The 20623-nt window shown below is 59.5% G+C and carries 16 protein-coding genes and 3 tRNA genes; 8 read left to right on the plus strand and 11 right to left on the minus strand.

The features are described 5' to 3' along the window. Nucleotides 1-31: 31 nt before the first annotated feature. Together JQR87_RS12885 and JQR87_RS12890 are read left to right on the plus strand one after the other, a co-directional pair. On the plus strand, nucleotides 32-1228 hold the full coding sequence (locus JQR87_RS12885; RefSeq protein ID WP_407296547.1) for an amino acid aminotransferase: 1197 nt from the start codon (nucleotides 32-34) through the stop codon (nucleotides 1226-1228). Nucleotides 1229-1279: 51 nt separating this feature from the next. Beyond that, a tRNA-Asn gene (locus tag JQR87_RS12890) sits at nucleotides 1280-1355 on the plus strand. Nucleotides 1356-1703: 348 nt separating this feature from the next. Here JQR87_RS12890 and JQR87_RS12895 read toward each other — a convergent pair. From JQR87_RS12895 to JQR87_RS12910, 4 genes are all read right to left on the minus strand, one after another. Then, nucleotides 1704-2923, minus strand: a protein-coding gene (locus JQR87_RS12895; protein ID WP_407295720.1) for an IS3 family transposase whose coding sequence is annotated in 2 segments (ribosomal slippage) — nucleotides 1704-2575 and nucleotides 2575-2923 — 1221 coding nt in all. Because the reading frame shifts where the segments join, the coding sequence is not laid out codon by codon here. A gap of 463 nt (nucleotides 2924-3386) precedes the next feature. Beyond that, the gene (locus tag JQR87_RS12900) at nucleotides 3387-4139 is read right to left on the minus strand and encodes an FKBP-type peptidyl-prolyl cis-trans isomerase (protein WP_407296545.1); all 753 of its coding nucleotides are present in this window, start codon (nucleotides 4137-4139) and stop codon (nucleotides 3387-3389) included. A gap of 224 nt (nucleotides 4140-4363) precedes the next feature. Continuing rightward, a tRNA-Asp gene (locus tag JQR87_RS12905) sits at nucleotides 4364-4440 on the minus strand. Between the two features lie 13 nt (nucleotides 4441-4453). Beyond that, nucleotides 4454-4529 (minus strand) — tRNA-Val (locus JQR87_RS12910). 215 nt (nucleotides 4530-4744) lie between these two features. Between JQR87_RS12910 and rdgC the strand changes: the two genes are divergently transcribed. From rdgC to JQR87_RS12930, 4 genes are all read left to right on the plus strand, one after another. Continuing rightward, complete coding sequence (gene rdgC / locus JQR87_RS12915; protein WP_407296542.1) at nucleotides 4745-5665, plus strand: recombination-associated protein RdgC; 921 nt, start codon at nucleotides 4745-4747, stop codon at nucleotides 5663-5665. 64 nt (nucleotides 5666-5729) lie between these two features. Next, complete coding sequence (locus JQR87_RS12920; protein WP_407296540.1) at nucleotides 5730-6677, plus strand: bile acid:sodium symporter family protein; 948 nt, start codon at nucleotides 5730-5732, stop codon at nucleotides 6675-6677. Between the two features lie 132 nt (nucleotides 6678-6809). Further along, nucleotides 6810-7124, plus strand: coding sequence for a quaternary ammonium compound efflux SMR transporter SugE (gene sugE / locus JQR87_RS12925; protein WP_407296538.1), 315 nt, complete (start codon nucleotides 6810-6812; stop codon nucleotides 7122-7124). 375 nt (nucleotides 7125-7499) lie between these two features. After that, the gene (locus JQR87_RS12930) at nucleotides 7500-8780 is read left to right on the plus strand and encodes a hypothetical protein (RefSeq protein WP_407296536.1); all 1281 of its coding nucleotides are present in this window, start codon (nucleotides 7500-7502) and stop codon (nucleotides 8778-8780) included. A 46-nt stretch (nucleotides 8781-8826) separates the two neighbouring features. Here the strand turns inward: JQR87_RS12930 and JQR87_RS12935 are convergent, their stop codons facing one another. From JQR87_RS12935 to JQR87_RS12960, 6 genes are all read right to left on the minus strand, one after another. Further along, nucleotides 8827-9375: a sugar O-acetyltransferase gene (locus JQR87_RS12935; protein WP_407296534.1), complete on the minus strand. Its 549-nt coding sequence runs from the start codon at nucleotides 9373-9375 to the stop codon at nucleotides 8827-8829. Between the two features lie 107 nt (nucleotides 9376-9482). Further along, entirely contained in the window at nucleotides 9483-9815 is a 333-nt protein-coding gene (locus tag JQR87_RS12940) for a thioredoxin family protein (protein WP_407296531.1), read from the minus strand. 167 nt (nucleotides 9816-9982) lie between these two features. Beyond that, entirely contained in the window at nucleotides 9983-11860 is a 1878-nt protein-coding gene (locus tag JQR87_RS12945; protein WP_407296528.1) for an MFS transporter, read from the minus strand. Between the two features lie 97 nt (nucleotides 11861-11957). Then, the gene (locus tag JQR87_RS12950; RefSeq protein WP_407296527.1) at nucleotides 11958-12284 is read right to left on the minus strand and encodes an AzlD domain-containing protein; all 327 of its coding nucleotides are present in this window, start codon (nucleotides 12282-12284) and stop codon (nucleotides 11958-11960) included. Then, a complete protein-coding gene (locus tag JQR87_RS12955; RefSeq protein WP_407296524.1) occupies nucleotides 12284-12997 on the minus strand; it encodes an AzlC family ABC transporter permease in 714 nt (237 codons plus the stop codon). Before JQR87_RS12955 ends, JQR87_RS12950 begins: the two co-directional genes overlap by 1 nt. Nucleotides 12998-13219: 222 nt before the next feature. After that, nucleotides 13220-13786: a GNAT family N-acetyltransferase gene (locus JQR87_RS12960; RefSeq protein WP_407296523.1), complete on the minus strand. Its 567-nt coding sequence runs from the start codon at nucleotides 13784-13786 to the stop codon at nucleotides 13220-13222. Nucleotides 13787-14345: 559 nt separating this feature from the next. Between JQR87_RS12960 and JQR87_RS12965 the strand changes: the two genes are divergently transcribed. Both JQR87_RS12965 and JQR87_RS12970 read left to right on the plus strand, forming a co-directional pair. After that, nucleotides 14346-17810 (plus strand): hybrid sensor histidine kinase/response regulator, encoded by a 3465-nt coding sequence (locus tag JQR87_RS12965; protein WP_407296521.1) that lies wholly within the window; start codon nucleotides 14346-14348, stop codon nucleotides 17808-17810. A 304-nt stretch (nucleotides 17811-18114) separates the two neighbouring features. Beyond that, nucleotides 18115-19047: a hypothetical protein gene (locus tag JQR87_RS12970; protein ID WP_407296518.1), complete on the plus strand. Its 933-nt coding sequence runs from the start codon at nucleotides 18115-18117 to the stop codon at nucleotides 19045-19047. A gap of 81 nt (nucleotides 19048-19128) precedes the next feature. Here the strand turns inward: JQR87_RS12970 and rmuC are convergent, their stop codons facing one another. After that, a complete protein-coding gene (gene rmuC, locus JQR87_RS12975; RefSeq protein ID WP_407296516.1) occupies nucleotides 19129-20601 on the minus strand; it encodes a DNA recombination protein RmuC in 1473 nt (490 codons plus the stop codon). Between the last annotated feature and the right edge of the window lie 22 nt (nucleotides 20602-20623).

The raw sequence follows: 20623 nt of genomic DNA on the forward strand, positions 1-20623 counted from the left end.
CCGTCATCTCCTCTCTTCGAGCCTCCCCATCATGAGTTTGTTCTCCGCTGTCGAAATGGCGCCCCGCGATCCTATCCTCGGCCTCAATGAAGCCTTCAATGCCGACACGCGGCAGAACAAGGTCAACCTGGGGGTGGGCGTCTACTACAACGAAGAAGGACGAATTCCGCTGCTACGGGCCGTGGCTGCCGCCGAGATGGCGCGCCTGGAACTGAATGCGCCTCGTGGCTACCTGCCGATCGAAGGCATCGCCAGCTACGACATGGCCGTTCAAGGCCTCCTGTTTGGGGCCGATTCTGCACTGGTTGCAGAGGGGCGCGTGGTGACCACTCAGGCACTTGGCGGCACCGGTGCCCTGAAGATAGGCGCTGACTTCCTCAAGCGCATGCTGCCCAACGCAGTCGTAGCCATCACCAACCCGAGCTGGGAGAACCATCGCGCACTGTTCGAGTCCGCTGGCTTTCCGGTGCAGAATTACAGCTATTACGACGCCGCCAGCCATGGGATTGACCGTGCCGGTATGCTCGAGGACCTGAAGAATCTGCCGCCCCGCTCCATCGTCGTGCTCCATGCCTGTTGCCACAACCCGACCGGCGTCGACCTTCAGCCAGACGACTGGAAACAGATCCTCGACGTTCTACGTGCCAATGATCACGTGCCGTTCATCGACATCGCCTATCAGGGATTCGGTGACAGCATCGAGGAAGATGCTGCTGCCGTGCGCCTGTTCGCCGACTCGGGCATGAGCTTCTTCGTATCCAGCTCGTTCTCCAAGTCGTTCTCATTGTATGGTGAGCGCGTCGGGGCCCTGTCGATGGTGACCCAGAGCCGTGACGAGTCGGCACGCGTGCTGTCGCAAATCAAGCGCGTGATCCGTACCAACTACTCCAACCCACCGACGCATGGCGCAACCGTGGTATCCGCCGTACTCAACAGTTCGGAACTGCGCCAGATGTGGGAAACCGAACTCGGCGAGATGCGTACCCGCATCCGAGACATGCGCCTGACCATGGTCCGCCAGCTGGCTGATAAGGGAGCCAAGCAGGATTTCAGCTTCGTTGCCAAGCAGCGCGGCATGTTCTCCTATTCCGGACTGACTGCCGCTCAGGTCGAGCGCTTGCGCGTCGAGTTCGGCGTCTATGCAATCGGTACAGGTCGCATCTGCGCAGCGGCGCTGAACCACAAAAATCTGGATCATGTCACCGACGCCATCGTCCAGGTCCTGTGACCGCCAAGGGGTTGACTTCTCTTTAGTTATCATTAGGATACGCCCCGCTGTTCCGCGATAGCTCAGTCGGTAGAGCAAATGACTGTTAATCATTGGGTCCCTGGTTCGAGTCCAGGTCGCGGAGCCATATCAAAGCCTCAGACTTCTGTCTGGGGCTTTTTTGTATCCGCAGGACTCGCACCAGGGACCATGTCCCAGGTTATTCGGCAAGCCTCACCCCTTCGGGGCCGCGCTGAAGCGCGTTCTGCTACGCAGTCGAGTCCAGGTCGCGGAGCCATAATCAAAGCCTCAGACTTCTGTCTGGGGCTTTTTTGAGTCCGCAGGACTCGCACCAGGGACTATGTCCCAGGTTATTCGGCAAGCCTCACCCCTTCGGGGCCGCGCTGAAGCGCGTTCTACTACGCAGTCGAGTCCAGGTCGCGGAGTGTCTAGTCCTGAAATAGGTTTACACCTGTTTCGCCTAGATTTGCGTTATCTAGAACGCTCGATGCACTGCATCGGGCGTTTTGTATTTCAGGGCCATATGCGGTCGCTCTGTGTTGTAGATCCTGATGGCCTCGCTGACCATCGATCTGGCCTGTATCAGGTCATCGGGACTCGCTAACAGTAATTCGTTCTTCAGAACTCCATTCACCCGCTCCGCAAGCGCGTTCTGATAGCAGTCGTATCCATCTGTCATCGAACACTGGACGCCATGGCGCTTGTGCAGCGCCTGGTAGAGAGCCGAGCAATACTGTATTCCTCGGTCGGAGTGATGGACGAGTGCATGATTACCCTGCCGCTCTTTCAATGCCTGCCGGAACGCGACCGCCACTGATTCTGCTTGCAAGCCCTCATGGACGTGATAGCCGACGATTTTTCGTGAGTAGGCATCAGTGACCAAGCTCAGATACAGAGGGCCGTTTCGACCTGGCAGGTATGTGATATCCGCTACCCACACGTGGTTGGGCGCTTTCGCCTTGACCTGATCAGGCCCTGATTTGAGCAGGTTTGGGTGCCGATAAAAGCGATGAAAACTCTGGGTGGTCTTGTGATAGGCACGCTTGGGCTGGATCAATAACCGGCGCTCTGCCAGGATCCTGAACAGCCGATCACGCCCCACTTTCAAGCGGTCATTGGCCTGGCTGCGCAGAAGATAATGCAGCTTGCGCGTACCGATCCGCGCTTGGCGCAGCCTTATGCGCTGAACATATTGCGCGACCTGTTCATCCTGTCTATGACGCTCATCAGCAACACGGTTGCGCTTGTAGTAAGCCTGACGACTGATGGATAGAAACTGGCAAGCCCTGACGATGGTCAGCCCTTGGATTTGTTCTTGCGAGAGGACTTGCCGGGTCGCTTTTTTACGATCGAGACGCCGTAATCCTTCTCCAGCACATCGACCACGGCTTCGAAAAACTGGGCCTTCTGACTCGTGAACTGAAGTTGTTGCTCCAGCTCCTTGATACGTTGCTCAGGCGTAAGGTCTTTGGGATCGGTCACGGCTTGGCTCCTGTCGGCTCGAATGGATGCCCCCTGGCTCCAATCCTGCCGACCATGCTTACGCAACCATACCAAAACGGTGGATCGGCCCTGAATGCCGTAGCGCTGCTGAGCCTGTTTGTAGGTCAGCTCGCCTTTTTCGACCTGATCAACCACCGCCAATTTAAAGGTCAGCGAATAATCACGCTGTGTACGCTTAACACCTTGCTCAATCGAACTCTCCAAATTCGCAGGCAGAAGGTGTAAACCTTATTTAGGACGGGACAGAGCCATAATCAAAGCCTCAGACTTCTGTCTGGGGCTTTTTTGTATCCGCAGGACTCGCACCAGGGACCACGTCCCAGGTTATTCGGCAAGCCTCACCCCTTCGGGGCCGCGCTGAAGCGCGTTCTGCTACGCAGTCGAGTCCAGGTCGCGGAGCCATATCAAAGCCTCAGACTTCTGTCTGGGGCTTTTTTGTATCCGCCAACAACGCCCCATGCCCTACCGACTGTGGCCTGGAGGAGCCAGCTTGCTGGCGAACCGGACACAACCGTTATGCCGAACCGCATTAACTTTGACCGCGAGCGGACTCTCCCCTACAAAACGCATACCCGGCAAACCCGTTCAGATGTTCAGGCAATGCCGAAAACGAAAACGCCCCGCATTTGCGGGGCGTTCGGATCGCGCAAAGGTGTTACTGCTCGTCTGCCTCAACAGCCTCTTCGACTGCTTCTGGCGGAGGCGCTGCATTCTCCTCGTCGCCCTTGATGCCCAACAGTTCCAGATCAAAGACCAGAACGGAGTTAGCGGGGATCAGCGGGCTCGGGCTCTGCTCGCCATAGGCGAGTTCGCTCGGGATGTACAGTTTGTATTTCTCGCCGACATGCATCAGCTGCAGGCCTTCGACCCAACCTGGAATCACACCACTGACAGGCAGATCGATCGGTGTGCCGCGCTTGATCGAGCTATCGAAGACGGTGCCATCGGTCAGGCGGCCTTCATAGTGAACCGTGACGACGTCGTCCGGCCCCGGCTGAGCGCCTTCAGATTCCTGGATTACTTCATACTGCAGACCGGATTCAGTGGTCTTGACGCCTTCACGCTTGGCGTTCTCTTCAAGGAACTTTTTGCCGGCTTCGACAGCTTCCTTGTTCATCTCGACCATGCGCTCTTCGGCACGGGTCTGCAGATAGGCGAAGGCCTCCATCAGCTCTTCATCGGTCAGCTTTTGATCTTTCTTGCCGATGGCGTCATCAATCCCTTGCGCGACAGCTGTCGAATCCAGGTCGGCCAAACCTTCCTGAGCCAGGCTCTTACCCATGTTCAAGCCGATGCCATAGGAAGCTTTCTGCGCCGGCGTTTCCAACTTGGCGCTGGTTTCCGAGTCACAGCCCGCCAGGACCAGGCCAACCAGAGCTATCGCTGACGCCAAACGTTGAGGTCTCATTCTGTTTCCTTATTACCATTAGAAGTGGTGCTAAACATTGCCGGAGCTTAGCAGCGAGCTCAAACAGTGGCTACCGAGCACACAGCGGTAATAAGTAAAGACAGTGCAAAGTACAGAAGTGCCGCACGAAACGTGAAAGAGAGAAATTACAGACGAAAAAAAAGCGACCCAGAGGTCGCTTTCTTCGAGCTATCAAGGCGTTCAGTGGTCCTTGACGGCAAATATGGCGCAGCGGACGGGACTCGAACCCGCGACCCCCGGCGTGACAGGCCGGTATTCTAACCGACTGAACTACCGCTGCGCTAAACCTCGAGTGGTGGGTGATGACGGGATCGAACCGCCGACCCTCTGCTTGTAAGGCAGATGCTCTCCCAGCTGAGCTAATCACCCGTTTGCTCTCGAAGTGGGGCGCATTCTAGAGAGGGATCCGGACCTTGGCAACCCCCTTTTGAAAAAAAAATTTAAGAACTTACAAAGACTTAGGAAACCCCTCTGTTTCACACCCGTTTTTGTGGTTTCCATCGGCATTGCTCCCGCGCAGGGTTGGCCTGCGTTCGCCAGAAGAGAATAATGCGCGCTTTGTTTTTACCGGAGTTTCAATAGTCATGTGGTTTCGCAACTTGCTCGTCTACCGTCTCACCCAGAACGTGCCTTTTGATGCCGAGACACTTGAAACCGCATTGGCCGCCAAGCCCGCCCGCCCCTGCGCCAGCCAGGAACTGAGCACCTATGGTTTCGTCGCGCCGTTAGGCAAGGGCGAAGACGCGCCGCTGGTACATGCAAGCCAGGGTTTCCTGCTGATTTCTACGCGCAAGGAAGAACGCATCCTGCCCGGCAGCGTCGTGAAGGACGCGCTGAAGGAAAAGGTCGATGAGATCGAGAACGAGCAGATGCGCAAGGTCTACAAGAAAGAGAAGGAGCAGCTGAAGGACGACATCATCCAGGCCTTCCTGCCACGCGCGTTCATTCGCAAGTCCGGCACCTTCGCAGCGATAGCACCTGAGCAGGGTCTGATTCTGGTCGACTCGTCCAGCCCCAAGCGTGCCGAAGATCTGCTCTCCACCCTGCGTGAAGCCATCGGCTCGCTGCCGGTTCGTCCTTTGACCGTAAAGATCGCACCGTCGTCCACCATGACGGACTGGGTCAAGACACAAAAGGCAGCGGATGATTTCTTCGTTCTCGACGAGTGCGAGCTGCGCGACACCCATGAAGACGGCGGCGTGGTCCGCTGCAAGCGCCAGGATCTGACCAGCGACGAAATCCAGCAGCATCTGGATGTCGGCAAGCAGGTGACGCAATTGTCGCTGGGCTGGCAAGACAAGTTGTCCTTCGTGCTCGACGACAAAATGGTGATCAAGCGCCTGCGCTTCGAAGAACTTCTCCAGGATCAGGCCGAACAGGACGGCGGCGATGACGACCTCAGTCAGCAAGACGCCAGCTTTTTGCTGATGATGCTGACCTTCAAGGAATTCCTCCCGGCGCTATTCGAAGCCTTGGGCGGCGAGGAAATTCCGCAGGGCATCTAAACTGCCAGGGCGTCGTCGGCGTGAATGACGGCGCCCGTCCTCTTATAACTACAAGGTAAGCCCGATGCGCGCCCTCACCGCTCTTAGCCGCTTTGTCGGCAACACCTTCGCCCTCTGGGTCCTGCTCTTCGCTGTTCTCGCCTTCTTTCAGCCCAGCTGGTTTCTGCCCGCCACCGCCTGGATCGTCCCTCTGCTTGGGTTGATCATGTTTGGCATGGGGCTGACGCTCAAAGCGGCTGATTTTGCAGAAGTCGCGCGCCGTCCGGTCTGGGTCGCACTGGGTGTCGGTGCCCAGTTCATGATCATGCCTGCGCTTGCCTGGCTGCTCTGCCAGCTACTGGGCTTGCCTGCTGAGATAGCTGTCGGAGTGATACTGGTTGGTTGCTGCCCGGGCGGCACTGCGTCCAACGTTATCGCGTGGTTCTCACGCGGTGATGTGGCGCTATCGGTAGCGATTACTGCCGTCACCACACTGCTCGCTCCGCTGGTAACCCCGGCCTTGATCTGGCTGCTGGCTTCGGCCTGGCTACCGGTCAACTTCGGCGCACTGTTCATGTCCATCGTGCAAATCGTGCTGTTGCCGATCGTCCTCGGCCTGATCACTCGCCGCTTGTTGGGCAACCGGGTTCACCAAGTTGTCGATATCCTTCCACTGGTATCGGTAATCAGCATCGTGATCATCGTGGCCGCCGTGGTTGCCGCCAGCCAGGCTAAAATCGCTGAGTCCGGCCTGCTGATCATGGCGGTGGTGGTGCTGCACAACAGCCTGGGCCTCGGTATCGGCTATCTGGTCGGACGGCTGTTCGGCCTGCCGCTGGCGCAGCGCAAGACGCTTTCGATCGAAGTGGGTATGCAAAACTCGGGGCTTGGTGCAGCCCTGGCCAGCGCTCACTTCTCGCCACTTGCAGCGGTTCCAAGCGCGCTATTCAGCGTCTGGCACAACCTGTCAGGCGCGCTGCTGGCGACGGTCTATCGCAGAATGAAGGACAACAACGGCCCCGACGCGCCCTGAGCCCGCCACCGATCCGGGCCAGTTGCCAGGATCTCCATGCTGTGGACAATAGTGCCCGCTGAGGACGGCCTCAGGCTGTACAAACTCACCGGGGACGGCCCCACCCTTCATCACCGTCCTGTAGAGGTGCGTATGTCCTGGATCATTCTGTTTTTTGCCGGCCTGTTCGAGATTGGCTGGGCTGTCGGGCTGAAATTCACCGACGGCTTCGGCCGCCCTCTCCCTACTGTACTTACCGTATTAGCCATGGCCGCTAGCCTGGGTCTGCTGGGGCTCGCCATGAAAGAGTTGCCGCTGGGCACGGCCTATGCCGTGTGGACCGGCGTAGGCGCGGTGGGAACGGTAATCGCCGGCATCATACTGTTCGGCGAGTCGATGAGCCTATATCGCCTGGGTAGCGTATTGCTGATCTGCATCGGCCTGCTTGGCCTGAAGCTCAGTCATTGAAGCCATCAGGCAGATGGCGTCGGACAGCCGCTGTGCAAATCACATAGGGCTGACCCACCTCGACGCGGTATCTCTTTTGGAAACGTCCGTGCAGGTGATCGTGTGCCCAGTCGCCTGGCTACAGCTATCACACCAGCCACCTGTAGCGGCACGGTCGAGCAATGCGGTAACTGGCGCGCCAGTCGGATTCAGAAGACGCCCAACGATCATTCGCCATAAAAACGTCGATGACCAAGCGAACCGACACTTATCTGTCACGAGGGGCATTTAGGATCGATTCAGTTCCAGGACTGACCTGTAGTAGCCGCCGCCCAGCAGACCTGCGCAGCCGACCAGTCAGGAGCGACACGCATCCCAATTCCATGGAGAGACGACATGTTCAAGTGCAAGCCCCTCGCAGCCGCCATCATCGCGATTCTGGCCACCCAGGCTCATGCCCAAGACAACAGCGCAGAACAGAATCAACTCGGTGACGACAACATCGTCGAAGTGACCCAGACTGGCGGTCTGGATAACATTTCCTATCAGGCCCAGACTGGTGAGGGCAACGACGGCATGGTCACCCAGACCGAGGCCACCCTGTCTGATGCCGTGCAGACGCAAACTGGCAACCTGAACCGTGCGGACATCGTGCAGTCTTCGACCGAGCAGAGCGAAGCGATCCAGCTGCAGAATGGCGACGATCACGACGCCAGCATCGTCCAGAACGACTCCTTCGGCGCCAGCGCTCGCCAGTACCAGGAAGGTACATTCAACACTGCGTTCACCGAGCAGACTGCAGCTGACCTGAGCACCTCCGTCATCGACCAGGACGGTAATGACAACTTCGCCGAGTCCATTCAGGACAACACCGAACTGAGCGTTTCGGAACAGCGTCAGGTAGGCAACGACAACGTCTCGCTGGTCTGGCAGGAAGGCGGCGCACGCAACGACGGCCTGGTCAACCAGGAAGGCAATGGCAACGACGCGACCGTCTACCAGATGGACGCCAATGATTCCATGGCCAACATCGACCAGCAAGGTGATCTGCAGGTCGCATCCGTCACGCAGGAAGGCGCTGAGCACAGTGCTGAAATCAAATCCAACGGACTGGAGAACGAAGCGTACATCGACCAGAGCGGCTCGCTGCAAACCGCGTCGATCTCCCAGGACGGCACCGCCAACGTTGCTGATATCTTCCAGGCTGGTGAGAGCAACACCGCCAACATCGAGCAGACTGGCGATAACAACTATGCCATCGTCGATCAGCTCGACGGCAGCATGCAGGCTGCTTCGCTGCAGCAGAGCGGCGAGTTCAACGAGGCTTACGTGACGCAGGAAGGCACCGATCATATGATCGACTTCGCTCAGGACGGCACCGACAACCTGCTCACTGCTAGCCAGACCGGCAACGGCAACGAGCTGACCGGTTCCAGCTATGGCGATAACAACCGTGTGGACGTGCTGCAGGGCGGCGACCTCAACATCGCCGACATCCAGCAGCTCTACGGATCGGATAACGAAGTCAGCCTGACTCAGACCGGCGAAGCCAATCTGGCGCAGGTCATGCAGGGCGGCGACGGCAACCGTGCGATGCTGACCCAGAGCGGCATGGGTGACGCGGCAATGGTATCGCAGATGGGCTCGGGCAACATGGCCACCGTGACCCAGCAGTAAGCAGGCCGGCAGCCGGCCTTTGAGCCGGCTGCCAACCTCACATCCTTCAGCGACTACGAGCAGGATTGCCTACGACTGTCGCCCCCGCTGCAACACTCCGTGTAACCACGCTCCCCGCTCCGATTACAACGTCATCGCCGATGGTTACGCCCGGCAGGATGATCGCGCCACCGCCGATCCAGACGTTTTCCCCAATCACTACCGGACGGCCGAACTCAAGGCCGCTACGGCGCTCGTGTGCGTTCCGCGGATGATCTGCCGAATAGATCTGAGCAGCCGGCCCGATCTGAGTACCCGCGCCGATGCGCACCTCGACAACGTCGAGAATCACGCAGTTGAAGTTGAAGAACACTTCGTTACCAAGATGAATGTTGTAGCCATAATCGCAATGAAACGGCGGGCGGATAACGGCACCTTCACCTACGCTTCCCAAGCGTTCTCTCAACAGGGCGCGACGCACGGCGGGTGTTTCGCCCAACGCCGCGTTATAACGCACCATCCAAGCCTTTGCCGCAGCCTGATCGGCTTGCAACTCGGGGTCGCCCGGCCTATAGAGTTCGCCGGCGAGCATCTTCTGTTTTTCAGTCGGAGACATGTCAGGCTCCACGTGTGCAGGCCGGCACCTAAAGCCGTCGGCCCAGCCTTACCTGTAGCGCGTTTAGAGCCACGCCGGAATCGTCGTGGCCCAGCGTGACTCTCTGATCAATCGCCTAGCGGACCGGTGGCCTGCGCAGCGGCCTCGGCCACGACTTTGGCGTCGGTCGGTCGTACCACCCGAGCCAGCTCCTGACCGAGGCGAACGAAGATCAGCGTTGGCCACAGTTTGACCCGATAGCTGCGCCCGAGGGGACGACCCGGACCGTCCTCGACCTTGATATGGTTGATCTGCGGATACTCGGCAAGCGCCCGTTCGATGTGCGGCTCGGCAGAACGGCAATGCCCGCACCAGTTGGTGCCAAAGTCCAGTACCGTTATTCCATCGAGTGAGTCGACCTCGGCGCGGTTGATGGTTTCAGTCTTGTACACGTCGGCCATGCTCACCTCCACACTGGTTTACCTATATCGACCCTGACACGCCGTGACCGATCCATTTGCGCTCGCCAGTTGCCCGACATGCGCGCTAAACGGTTGCGTGGGACGGCGACGCCGGGGTCTATCCGCCAGACCGCACAAAGATCACCTGGACCACACGGCCGCTGCGCTCAGCGCCGGTCGCCGCGTAGCCTGCCAACCAGCGCCTGTAGCCACTGTCGGCTGGCTTCGCTGGGAGCAACCGGGGAACTGGCGACTAGATCGACCTGCGACCAGATCCGCCGGAAAAAGCCCTTGGCAGGATCTCGACTGAAGAAGCTTCCCCATAGCCCTCGCAGCGCCATCGGCACCACAGGCACCGGATTCGTCTCCAGTATGCGCTCGACGCCCGCCTTGAACTCGTTCATCTCGCCATTGGTGGTGAGCTTGCCCTCTGGAAAGATGCACACCACTTCGCCATTGCTGAGGTAGCGGCTGACGCGTTCGAACGCTTCGGTGTAGGTCGCCTCATCCTCATGCCGCGCGGCAATCGGCACAGCGCCCGCCGTGCGAAATATGAAGTTCAGCACCGGAATTCGGAAAATCTTGTAGTACATGACGAAGCGAACGGGCCGGCGCACCGCTCCGGCGATCAGCAGCGCATCGACATAGGACACGTGGTTGCAGACCAGCACGGCCGGACCCTCTTCGGGAATGGCGTCAAGCCCCTGATGGCGCACCCGGTACATGGAGTGCCCGAGCAGCCACACCAGAAGCCGCATGCTGAATTCCGGCACGATGCTGAAGATGTAGGCGCTGACTGCCACGTTCATCAACGAGACCACGAGAAACAGCTGCGGAATCGACAGCCCGGCGACACTCAACAGCAGGATAGCGACCAGCGCCGAGGCGACCATCAATAACGCGTTGAGGATGTTGTTTGCGGCCACCACCCTAGCCCGCTCGTGTTCCGGCGTACGCGCCTGAATCAACGCGTACAGCGGCACGATATAAAAGCCGCCGAACACACCGATACCAAGCACCGAAGCGAGAATCCACCAGGCCTGGCCGATGCCCAGCAACGCCATCCAATCATGTGGCATCTCAGCTTGCGGAAAGCCGCCCGAACACCACCATAACAACAGCCCGAACAGGGTCAGACCAAAGGAGCCGAACGGCACGAGGCCGATCTCGACCTTGTGGCCGGACAGCCGCTCGCAAAGCAGCGAGCCAAGGGCGATGCCGACCGAGAAAACCGTCAGAATCAGCGTGACGACCGTTTCATCGCCATGCAGCAGATCCTTCGAATAGGCCGGGATCTGTGTCAGGTAGGTCGCGCCAAGAAACCAGAACCATGAGTTGCCGATCAGCGAGCGCGACACTGAGAGGCGCTGGCCCAGACCCAGGCGCAGGATTGCGCCAGTCTGGCGAAACAGGTTCCAATCCATCTCGAGTGACGGCAAGGACGCGCCCGTCGCGGGCACTGCTCGGCTGGTGAGATACCCCGCCACCGCTACCGCCACCACGCTGCCGGCGACCAATTGAGCGTAGCCTTCACTGGCCATCATCACGCCAGCGGTGATAGTGCCAGCAAGGATAGCCAGGAAGGTGCCCATCTCGACCAACGCGTTGCCGCCAACCAGTTCGTGACCCTCAAGCAGCTTGGGCAGCACCGAGTATTTGACCGGCCCGAACAGCGCCGATTGTGTCCCCATGCAGAACAGCACGATCAACAGCAACGGCAAGTTGCCCAATAACAAGCCGGCCGCACCGCCGAGCATGATGAATATTTCGCCGGCCTTGATCGTTCGGATCAGGCGCTCCTTAGCGTATTTCTCGCCCAGCTGACCGCCCAGCGCGGAGAACAGGAAAAACGGCAGGATGAACAGCAGCGCGCACAAATTGATCAGCAGGCTGGTGTCGGCGTTCGAGCCGATCTTGTACAAAATCGCCAGGACTAGCGCCTGCTTGAACAGATTGTCGTTGAAGGCGCCCGACAGTTGCGTCAGAAAGAACGGCAGGAAACGTCGCTTGCCGAACAGGGTGAATTGCGAGTGAGGCTTGGTCATCGATCCGCTTCCATGCAAAAGACGTCAACTATTTGAGACCTTAGGACCCGGCAAAGGCACAGCACTGCCGTGCCTGCATCACGGACTGGGCAGCGCGTCACAGCGGCAACTGCCCGAACGCCCAGCGCAACAGAAAGAAGAACAGCAATCCCCCGGCAATGGTCGCCAGCAGATTCCGGGTCAAGGCCGCGATCAGTATCGATAGCACCCCGGCCAACAGATAAGCGTTGCGCCAGTCCACTGCCCATTCGCCGGCGGGCATGAGCATGCCTGGCACGACAATGGCGGTCAGCACCGCGACGGGCACATAGTGCAACCCCTGCTCCACCAAGCGAGAAAAGCGCAGATTGGGCCAGGCGAAAAAGCTGTATCGAGTCAGAAAAGTGATCGCCAGCATCCCGAGGATCAGCATCCAGGTCTGCATCAGCACGCCTCCGCTTGTAACTGACGCTCAGCCCGTCGCTCGAGCCAGACCCCAACGATAATGCCGGCCAGCGCGGCTGCAATCAGCCCGAGCTTGTAGGGCAATTCCCAAGTCAATAGCGCGACGACAGCTGCCACGAGCGCTGATGCTACCTGAGGTCGAGTACGCATCATGGGTACGGCAATGCCGATAAAGGTGGCAATCATGGCGAAGTCCAGTCCCCAGCTGGCGACGTTTGGCACCGCCTGGCCAAAGGCGATACCGGCGAGCGTCGCTAGCTGCCAGCTCAGGTACATGGTCAGGCCGGCGCCAAGGAAGTACCAGTGTTTGTGCGGCGAGGCATCGTCCCGGGCATAACGATGCTGGATCACTGCGAAGGCTTCATCGGTCAGCCAGAACGCCAGCGGCACACGCCAGCGGCTCGGCAGATGTCGAACGAAAGGCTGCATCGAGGCGCTGTACAGCGCATGGCGCAGGTTGACAACAAAGGTCGTAAGCAACACCACCGCAGCACCCACACCTCCGGTGATCAACGTTATCGCGATGAATTGCGCGGAGCCGGCGAACACCAGTGCGGACATACCCATGGCCTGCCAGCCGGACAGCCCTGCACCAATGGCAAGGGTTCCAAAAATAATGCCGAAAGGGATGGCGCCGACAATCAGCGGCAGGATATCGCGGCAACCGTGCAAGAATTCTTGCGAGCGGGACATCGGGGCTCCTTAGCTGTACACCGCAACAAAACGAGCTACGTACCGCCATCGAGGCCGGAGCGTAGGGGAAGATGAAGACAGGCTGATGAACCCAGGCGCTGCGTTCGCAAAGGGGCCCAACATTACCTCAACTCAAGGTCTGACGGCGACGGTCGGTAGGTCTGCAACGGCTGAAAGCATGGATTGAAGGCTTCGATCCAAGATCGGCCGCGAATGCCCGGTTCAGCGCCCCGCCGCTTCCAGCACGCTTTTGGCGATTGGCCATTCCCGGTCGGTGATGCTGTACAGCACGGTGTCATCCAGGCGGCCATCGGCAAGTCGGCGGTGGTTACGCAACAAGCCTTCGCGCTGCGCGCCGAGCTTTTCGATTGCACGCTGGGAGCGCATGTTGCTTGCCGCCGTTTTCAACTGCAGGCGCACCAGTTGCCACTCTTCGAACGCGTGTTTGAGTAGCAGGTACTTGATCGAGGCGTTGAGGCCGCTGCCATGCTCGGCCTTGTCCAGCCAGGTCCAGCCGAGTTCGGCGGCAGGCAGTACCGGGTCGAAATCAGCGAAACGGGTTGTTCCGACGATGCGCTCGGCCATGCGCAGGGTGAACACCACGGCACGGCCTTCGAGCTGTTCGGTAAGCGCGTGCCGATACCAGTCCGGACGCAATGGCCCGTTCAGGTAGATCAACTCGTCACTGTTCAGAGCGGCCAGATCAACGAGGGCCGGAACGTCGGACTCTACAAGCGGCTCCAGACGCAGGGCTCCACGCTGCAAGGTGACCGGACGCGGCATGAACATCACTTATTCTCCAGCTAGGGTGGAAACGAGGCGCCAAGTTTCTGCGGCAGCCTAAAGCATCAGCGGCAGCAGCTGCCTGGGCATGCGCTCAAGCGGGGCGGCAAGCCTAAACCAGCAAAGCAGCTAGCACCTAATAGAGACAGCAGATCCGGCATAACTGCGCTGAGGGCTGGTCGGCGAATGCTGAAAGGCTCGGCCGCTGCTTGGGACTAACTGCCTCCAACGCACCTGATGTCAGCGGCCCGCTTGCTACGCTTGTCTAGCATGGGCGCTGCGCCCGCCTCAGCTGCGACCAAGCCGCCCATGCGACCATGGTCGCAGCCGCAACACTCAGCCCCCTTTTACTGCGAAACTTTACCCATCAACTTTAATGAGCAATCGCTTCGGTCTTCACCTTACTGCCGACTTTGAGCAGCCCGGACATTATCCAGGGATACGGTCGCACCAACTGCGATTCGGATGCCCCTGCATAGGTGAATGTCGCCCGGCCGCCCCCGCTCGACCGCCGTGATGGATTGACCAAACCGAAGCACGCTTTTCCTATGTAACTGGAGTTCGCATGTCATTGTCCGGTGGGCTGATTGCGCTAGTCGCCCTCACGTATATGGCTGTTCTGTTTGCCATTGCCTTTTATGGCGATCGCCATCGCAGCGAGCTATCGCCGCGTGCCCGAGCCTGGGTCTACAGCCTGTCGCTGGCGGTGTACTGCACCAGCTGGACCTTCTTTGGCGCGGTTGGTCAGGCTGCGGAGCAGCTCTGGTCGTTCCTGCCGATCTATCTCGGCCCCATTCTCCTGATGTTGCTGGCGCCTCAGGTCATCCAGAAGATGATCATGATCAGCAAACAGGAAAACATCACTTCCATCGCCGACTTCATCGCTGCGCGCTATGGCAAGTCGCAACCCTTGGCCGTGGTCGTGACGCTGATCTGCCTGGTCGGGGTGCTGCCCTACATTGCGCTGCAGCTCAAGGGTATCGTTCTAGGTGTAAACCTGCTGATCGGCAACCATAGCGAAGCGGTTGCCGGCTCCGGCGCGCAGGACACAGCACTGATCGTTTCCATGATGCTGGCACTGTTCACCATTCTGTTCGGCACGCGCAATCTGGATGTGACCGAGCACCACCGCGGTATGGTGCTGGCCATCGCCTTCGAGTCGCTGGTCAAGCTCTTCGCGTTCCTGGCGGTCGGCGCCTTCGTCACCTTTGGCCTCTTTGACGGTTTTGGCGATCTGTTCAACCGTGCCCATGATGCACCCGAGCTCTCGGAATTCTGGGCGGAAACGGTCAACTGGCCAGCCATGATGGTGCAGACATCCGTCGCGCTGATGGCCATCGTCTGCCTGCCACGCCAGTTCCACGTAACAGTAGTGGAAAACATCGAACCGCGTGATTTCCGCCTGGCCCGCTGGGTTTTCCCGCTATATCTGATACTCGCTGCGGTATTCGTCATTCCGATCGCCCTGGCAGGTCAGCTCATGCTGCCAAGCGGCGTCAGCCCCGACTCCTTCGTCATCAGCCTACCGCTAGCCGAATCACATCCCGCGCTGGCACTGCTGGCCTTTATCGGAGGGGCTTCTGCGGCGACCGGCATGGTGATCGTCGCCAGCGTTGCGCTGTCGACCATGGTTTCCAATGACATGCTGTTGCCCTGGCTGCTGCGCCGCAAGGAAGCCGAGCAGCCCTTCGAAGCCTTCCGGCACTGGATGCTTTCGGTGCGCCGCATCAGCATCGTCGCGATCCTTCTGCTGGCCTATGTCAGCTATCGCCTGCTGGGCTCCAGCGCGAGCCTGGCGACCATTGGCCAGATCGCCTTTGCTGCGCTTACCCAGCTGGCACCGGCGATGGTCGGCGCGCTGTACTGGAAGCAAGCCAACCGCCGCGGCGTATTTGCAGGTCTCGCCGCGGGCGCGCTGATCTGGGTCTACACACTGGTGTTGCCACTGCTGGGCTGGCCGCTGGAGATGTTCCCTGGGCTGCAGTGGATGTACACCACCAGCCTGCCGTTCAACACCAGCGCACTGACCCTAGGCGTCACGTTGTCGCTTGTCGGCAACGCGACGCTGTTTTTCTGGGTATCGATTCTTTCGCAGACGCGTGTCGCCGAGCACTGGCAGGCGAGCCGCTTCATCGGACAGGAGATCCAGCCGGCTGCCGGCGCACGTCGCCTGCTCGCCGTACAGGTGGAGGATCTGCTCCTGCTGGCCTCCCGTTTCGTCGGTGCCGAGCGAGCGGAGCTTAGTTTCCAGCGCTTCGCCCGTCGCCATGGACACGACTACTCGCCAAAGCAGCAGGCCGATGGCCAGTGGATCGCCCATACCGAGCGGCTGCTCGCTGGTGTCCTGGGAGCTTCTTCGACCCGTGCGGTAGTCAAAGCCGCACTGGAAGGCAGGGACATGCAGGTCGACGACGTGGTGCGGATCGTCGGGGAGGCCTCGGAAGTACTTCAGTTCAACCGCGCCCTGTTGCAGGGCGCGATCGAGAACATCACTCAGGGCATCAGCGTGGTTGACCAATCGCTGCGTCTGGTCGCCTGGAATCACCGTTACCTGGAGATGTTCGATTACCCCGAAGGGCTGGTGTATATCGGCCGACCGATTGCCGATGTCATTCGCTATAACGCCGAACGTGGCTTGTGCGGTCCGGGCAACCCCGACACTCATGTGGCCAAGCGGCTGTACTGGATGCGCCAGGGTCGAGCGCATACATCGGAGCGAACCTTCCCCAACGGTCGGGTAGTCGAGCTGATCGGCAACCCGATGCCAGGCGGTGGTTTCGTGATGAGCTTCAGTGACATCACTGCCTACCGGGAAGCCGAGCGTGCACTGAAGGACGCCAACGAAGGTCTGGAACAGCGCGTCAGCGAACGGACGCAAGAGCTGTCCGAACTGAACAAAGCCCTCTCCGCTGCAAAGAGCACCGCCGAAGCCGCGAGCCAGTCGAAAACTCGTTTCCTGGCGGCGGTCAGCCATGACCTGATGCAGCCCCTGAATGCTGCGCGGCTATTCTCCGCTGCGCTGTCGCACCAACACGACGCCCTGCCTCGCGAAGCACAGGATCTGGTTCGTCATCTGGACAGTTCGCTGCGTTCGGCCGAAGACCTCATTTCCGATCTTCTGGACATCTCACGCCTGGAAAACGGACGCATCACCCCCGACCGCAACCCGTTCCCCCTGTCCAATCTGTTCGACACGCTGACCACCGAGTTCACCGTATTGGCGGCCGAACAGGGCGTCGATTTCAAGGTGCACGGCAGCCGGCTGCGGGTCGACAGTGACATACGCCTGCTACGGCGCGTATTGCAGAACTTCCTTACCAATGCCTTCCGCTATGCCAAGGGGCGTGTCGTGCTCGGTGTTCGCAGGCAGGGCGACTCGTTGCGCCTGGAGGTCTGGGACCGCGGCCCCGGTATCGCCGAAGACAAGCTGCGGGTGATCTTCGAGGAGTTCAAACGCCTCGACAGCCACCAGACCCGTGCAGAGAAAGGACTGGGGCTTGGACTGGCGATCGCTGATGGCTTCTGCCAAGTACTCGACCATCCGCTGTCGGTCCGTTCATGGCCCGGTAAGGGCAGCGTATTCAGTGTGACAGTGCCGGTTGCCAGCAACCTGACCAAGCAGCTCAAGGTCAACGGCGAAGCCCAGCAGACCGCACTGACTGGCATTCAGGTGCTGTGCATCGACAACGAAGACAGCATCCTGGCGGGCATGAACAGCCTACTGTCGCGCTGGGGTTGCCAGGTCTGGACAGCCGGCACCCGGGCCGAATGCGAGGCACTGCTGCGCGAAGACGTACGACCCCAGCTGGTTCTGGTTGACTATCACTTGGACAACGGCGAGACGGGATCGGACCTGATGGCCTGGTTGCGCACCCGCCTCGGCGAGCCAATTCCTGGGGTGGTCATCAGCGCCGACGGCCGTCCCGAACTGATCGCAGCGATTCATGCTACCGGTCTGGATTTCCTCGCAAAGCCAGTCAAACCCGCAGCGCTCAGAGCATTGATGAGCCGCCACGTTCCGCTGAACTGACGCTGAGCTGTGCCGGCTCAGGCTCAAGCGCCGGCGCCGCAAAATGGCCGGGCTTAAGCCATCCCCATTGCAGGCGTGCAATCAGGGCGAATCCCTACCCCCTATCGACTCCGGGCGCTGGTTGCTTCAACGCCTGTGCCTTCAGGATGAGTATCGACCGCCCTGCAATTTCAACCGTTCGGTTCATGTCCGCCGTTCTGGCAAGGGCTATTTTCCCGAAGCGCCACCTAGAACAGAATCCCCGATCCGTATGGGTCGGTAGTGGGAACAGGATGGTTACCCCTTTTTCGTACGGAGCTACACCATGTTCAACAAGAAGACACTGCTTGCCCTGGTTATTTCTGCCGCTTCTGTCAATGCAATGGCTGCTGGCAACCAAGCCACCGTCGATCAAAACGGTGAGTTGCAGAAGGCAACCGTCAACCAAGCCGGCACCTCTCAAACCGCGGAGGTGGAACAAGCGGGTGACTCCAACGTGGCACTGGTGGATCAGACCAACGCCGGCAACACAACGTCCATCTACCAGGATGGCAACGCTAACAATGCAACCACCAACCAACGCGGCGTAGATTCAACCTCTACGATTTACCAGACTGGAAACGAGAACCTGGTTGACGTGGTACTGCAAGCCTCTCGCAATAACGACTCTATCGTGGATCAGGAAGGCGATCTGAACGAGGCGCGCGTGGTGCAAGGTGGTGGTGGCGATCACTTCGCAGACGTATTTCAGACAGGTACAGCCAACGACGCCGTGCTGGCCCAGGGCGGAAACTTCAACACAGCTTACGTCGAGCAAGACGGCAGCGAAAACGGCGTGACTACTGGCCAATACGGCAATAACAGCATACTTGACGTGATCCAGGCGGGTGTCATGAACACGACTGTTATCAGTCAGACTCAGTCGGCGACCAACGCAGACGCCTACGTTGAACAGACTGGTAACGACAACAAAGCAAACGTGTATCAGGACGGCGACCTGGGCGTGGCGGAAATCGTCCAGTACGGCAACGGCAACAACTCCGAGCTGGATCAGTCTGGCACCGACAACTATGCCCTTGCGATGCAGGATGGCGATGGCAACGTGATCACTGTTGCTCAAACGGGCTCGCTGAACGAAGCCTCGATTGATCAGATTGGCTCGCAGAACGTCGCTAATGTCGTTCAATCAGGCACAACGGATTTTGCTTACGTGATGCAATCAGGCAACAACAACCTGGCGAGCGTCACACAGCAGTAAACCTGAAAGTTTCAAAAAAGCCCGGCCTCTGGCCGGGCTTTTTTGTATCGGCCTAGCCAGGCTGTGGTTGCCCTGCCTCAACTAGTCCTCTGCTTCTAACGGGGTCTCGGCTCCTGCCCGCTCCAGCCAGTCGGCGGGCAGGCGCTTGCTGGCACGCGCACCCAGCAGCTTGAGTTGCTCGGCACGGCTTATCAGATTGCCGCGCCCGTCGGCGAGTTTGTTGCGCGCACCGTTATAGGCCTTGTCGAGCTGCTGAAGTCGCGCGCCGATTTCGTCCAGATCCTGAATGAAAGCCGCGAACTTGTCGTAAAGCGCCCCGGCGCGCTCGGCGATTTCGCGCGCATTCTGGCTTTGCCGTTCCTGTCGCCAGAGGCTGTCGATCACCCGCAGCGTGGCCAACAGCGTGGTCGGGCTTACAATCACAATGTGCTTACTGTAAGCCTCCTGAAACAGCTCCGGATCGCCCTGCAGCGCCGCTGCGAATGCCGCCTCGATAGGCACGAACAGCAAGACGAAATCCAGGCTCTGCACTCCTTCGAGACGCTGATAATCCTTGAGTGACAAGCCCTTCAAGTGATTACGCAGCGAAAGAATGTGCTGTTTCAGCGCCAGCGCCCGGCTGGTTTCGTCCTCAGCGCCGATCAACGCCTGGTAAGCCTTGAGGCTGACCTTGGCATCGACCACCACCTGTTTGTCTCCTGGCAGCTGGATCAACACGTCAGGCTGGAAACGCTCGCCATCAGTGCTTTTGAGGCTGACCTGGGTGTGGTATTCACGGCCTTTTTCGAGGCCGGCGTGCTCCAGCACACGCTCGAGGATCAACTCCCCCCAATTGCCCTGGGTTTTCTGCCCTTGCAGCGCACGGGTCAGGTTGGTCGCCTCATCGCCCAGACGCTGGTTGAGCTGCTGTAGCCGCTCCAGTTCTTTGGCGAGGGAAAAACGTTCGCGCGCCTCGTTCTGATAGCTCTCCTCGACGCGTTTCTCAAATAACTGGATGCGTTCTTTCAACGGATCAAGCAGTTTCCCCAGGCGCTCATGGCTGGCGTCTGCAAACCGCTGCTCACGCTCTTCGAAAATTTTTCCGGCCAACTCGGCAAACTGCGCCCGCAACTCGTCTCGGGCGCCCTGGAGATCTTCCAGGCGCTGCTCATGAGTCTTCTGTTGTTCGTTAAGCTCGGCAGTAACGGCTGCATGGGCGGCACTCAACGCGCGCAACTCCGCCTGCTGGGCGTCGCGCTCAGCCTGCAAGTCGTCGAGGAGCTCGCGGGTTTCGAGGCGCTGAGCCTGCAACCATTCGGTTTCACGACGCAGCACAGCCGCTTCGGCCTGCAAAGCCGCACGGGACTCCTGCAGGTCGGCGTGATCCTGGCGGCTGGTCTCCAGCTGGGCGCTGAGCCCCTCCTGAGCCATGACCGCCTGACTCAGCCGCTCGTCGAGCAGTGAGCGCTCGGCTTGCTGCAGCGACACCCGGCGCTGCAACACCGCCGCTAGCACAGCGAGGATTACACAGAGGGCCCCGAGCCCGACTGATAGAAACAAGGGATCAAGAGGCATGGACGGCTCCGGCTGAATTGCC

Origin of the sequence: Stutzerimonas stutzeri, assembly GCF_051028275.1 — a bacterium.
In the GTDB taxonomy this organism is placed as follows: Bacteria; Pseudomonadota; Gammaproteobacteria; order Pseudomonadales; family Pseudomonadaceae; genus Stutzerimonas; species Stutzerimonas stutzeri_AS.

Coding starts and splice junctions, on each gene's coding strand:
- JQR87_RS12930 (WP_407296536.1), top strand. CDS start 7,500: ATGTTCAAGTGCAAGCCCCTCGCAGCCGCCATCATCGCGATTCTGGCC.
- JQR87_RS12960 (WP_407296523.1), bottom strand. CDS start 13,786: ATGTTCATGCCGCGTCCGGTCACCTTGCAGCGTGGAGCCCTGCGTCTG.
- rmuC (WP_407296516.1), bottom strand. CDS start 20,601: ATGCCTCTTGATCCCTTGTTTCTATCAGTCGGGCTCGGGGCCCTCTGT.
- rdgC (WP_407296542.1), top strand. CDS start 4,745: ATGTGGTTTCGCAACTTGCTCGTCTACCGTCTCACCCAGAACGTGCCT.
- JQR87_RS12920 (WP_407296540.1), top strand. CDS start 5,730: ATGCGCGCCCTCACCGCTCTTAGCCGCTTTGTCGGCAACACCTTCGCC.
- JQR87_RS12945 (WP_407296528.1), bottom strand. CDS start 11,860: ATGACCAAGCCTCACTCGCAATTCACCCTGTTCGGCAAGCGACGTTTC.
- JQR87_RS12940 (WP_407296531.1), bottom strand. CDS start 9,815: ATGGCCGACGTGTACAAGACTGAAACCATCAACCGCGCCGAGGTCGAC.
- JQR87_RS12900 (WP_407296545.1), bottom strand. CDS start 4,139: ATGAGACCTCAACGTTTGGCGTCAGCGATAGCTCTGGTTGGCCTGGTC.
- JQR87_RS12955 (WP_407296524.1), bottom strand. CDS start 12,997: ATGTCCCGCTCGCAAGAATTCTTGCACGGTTGCCGCGATATCCTGCCG.
- JQR87_RS12935 (WP_407296534.1), bottom strand. CDS start 9,375: ATGTCTCCGACTGAAAAACAGAAGATGCTCGCCGGCGAACTCTATAGG.
- JQR87_RS12965 (WP_407296521.1), top strand. CDS start 14,346: ATGTCATTGTCCGGTGGGCTGATTGCGCTAGTCGCCCTCACGTATATG.
- JQR87_RS12950 (WP_407296527.1), bottom strand. CDS start 12,284: ATGCAGACCTGGATGCTGATCCTCGGGATGCTGGCGATCACTTTTCTG.
- JQR87_RS12970 (WP_407296518.1), top strand. CDS start 18,115: ATGTTCAACAAGAAGACACTGCTTGCCCTGGTTATTTCTGCCGCTTCT.
- JQR87_RS12885 (WP_407296547.1), top strand. CDS start 32: ATGAGTTTGTTCTCCGCTGTCGAAATGGCGCCCCGCGATCCTATCCTC.
- sugE (WP_407296538.1), top strand. CDS start 6,810: ATGTCCTGGATCATTCTGTTTTTTGCCGGCCTGTTCGAGATTGGCTGG.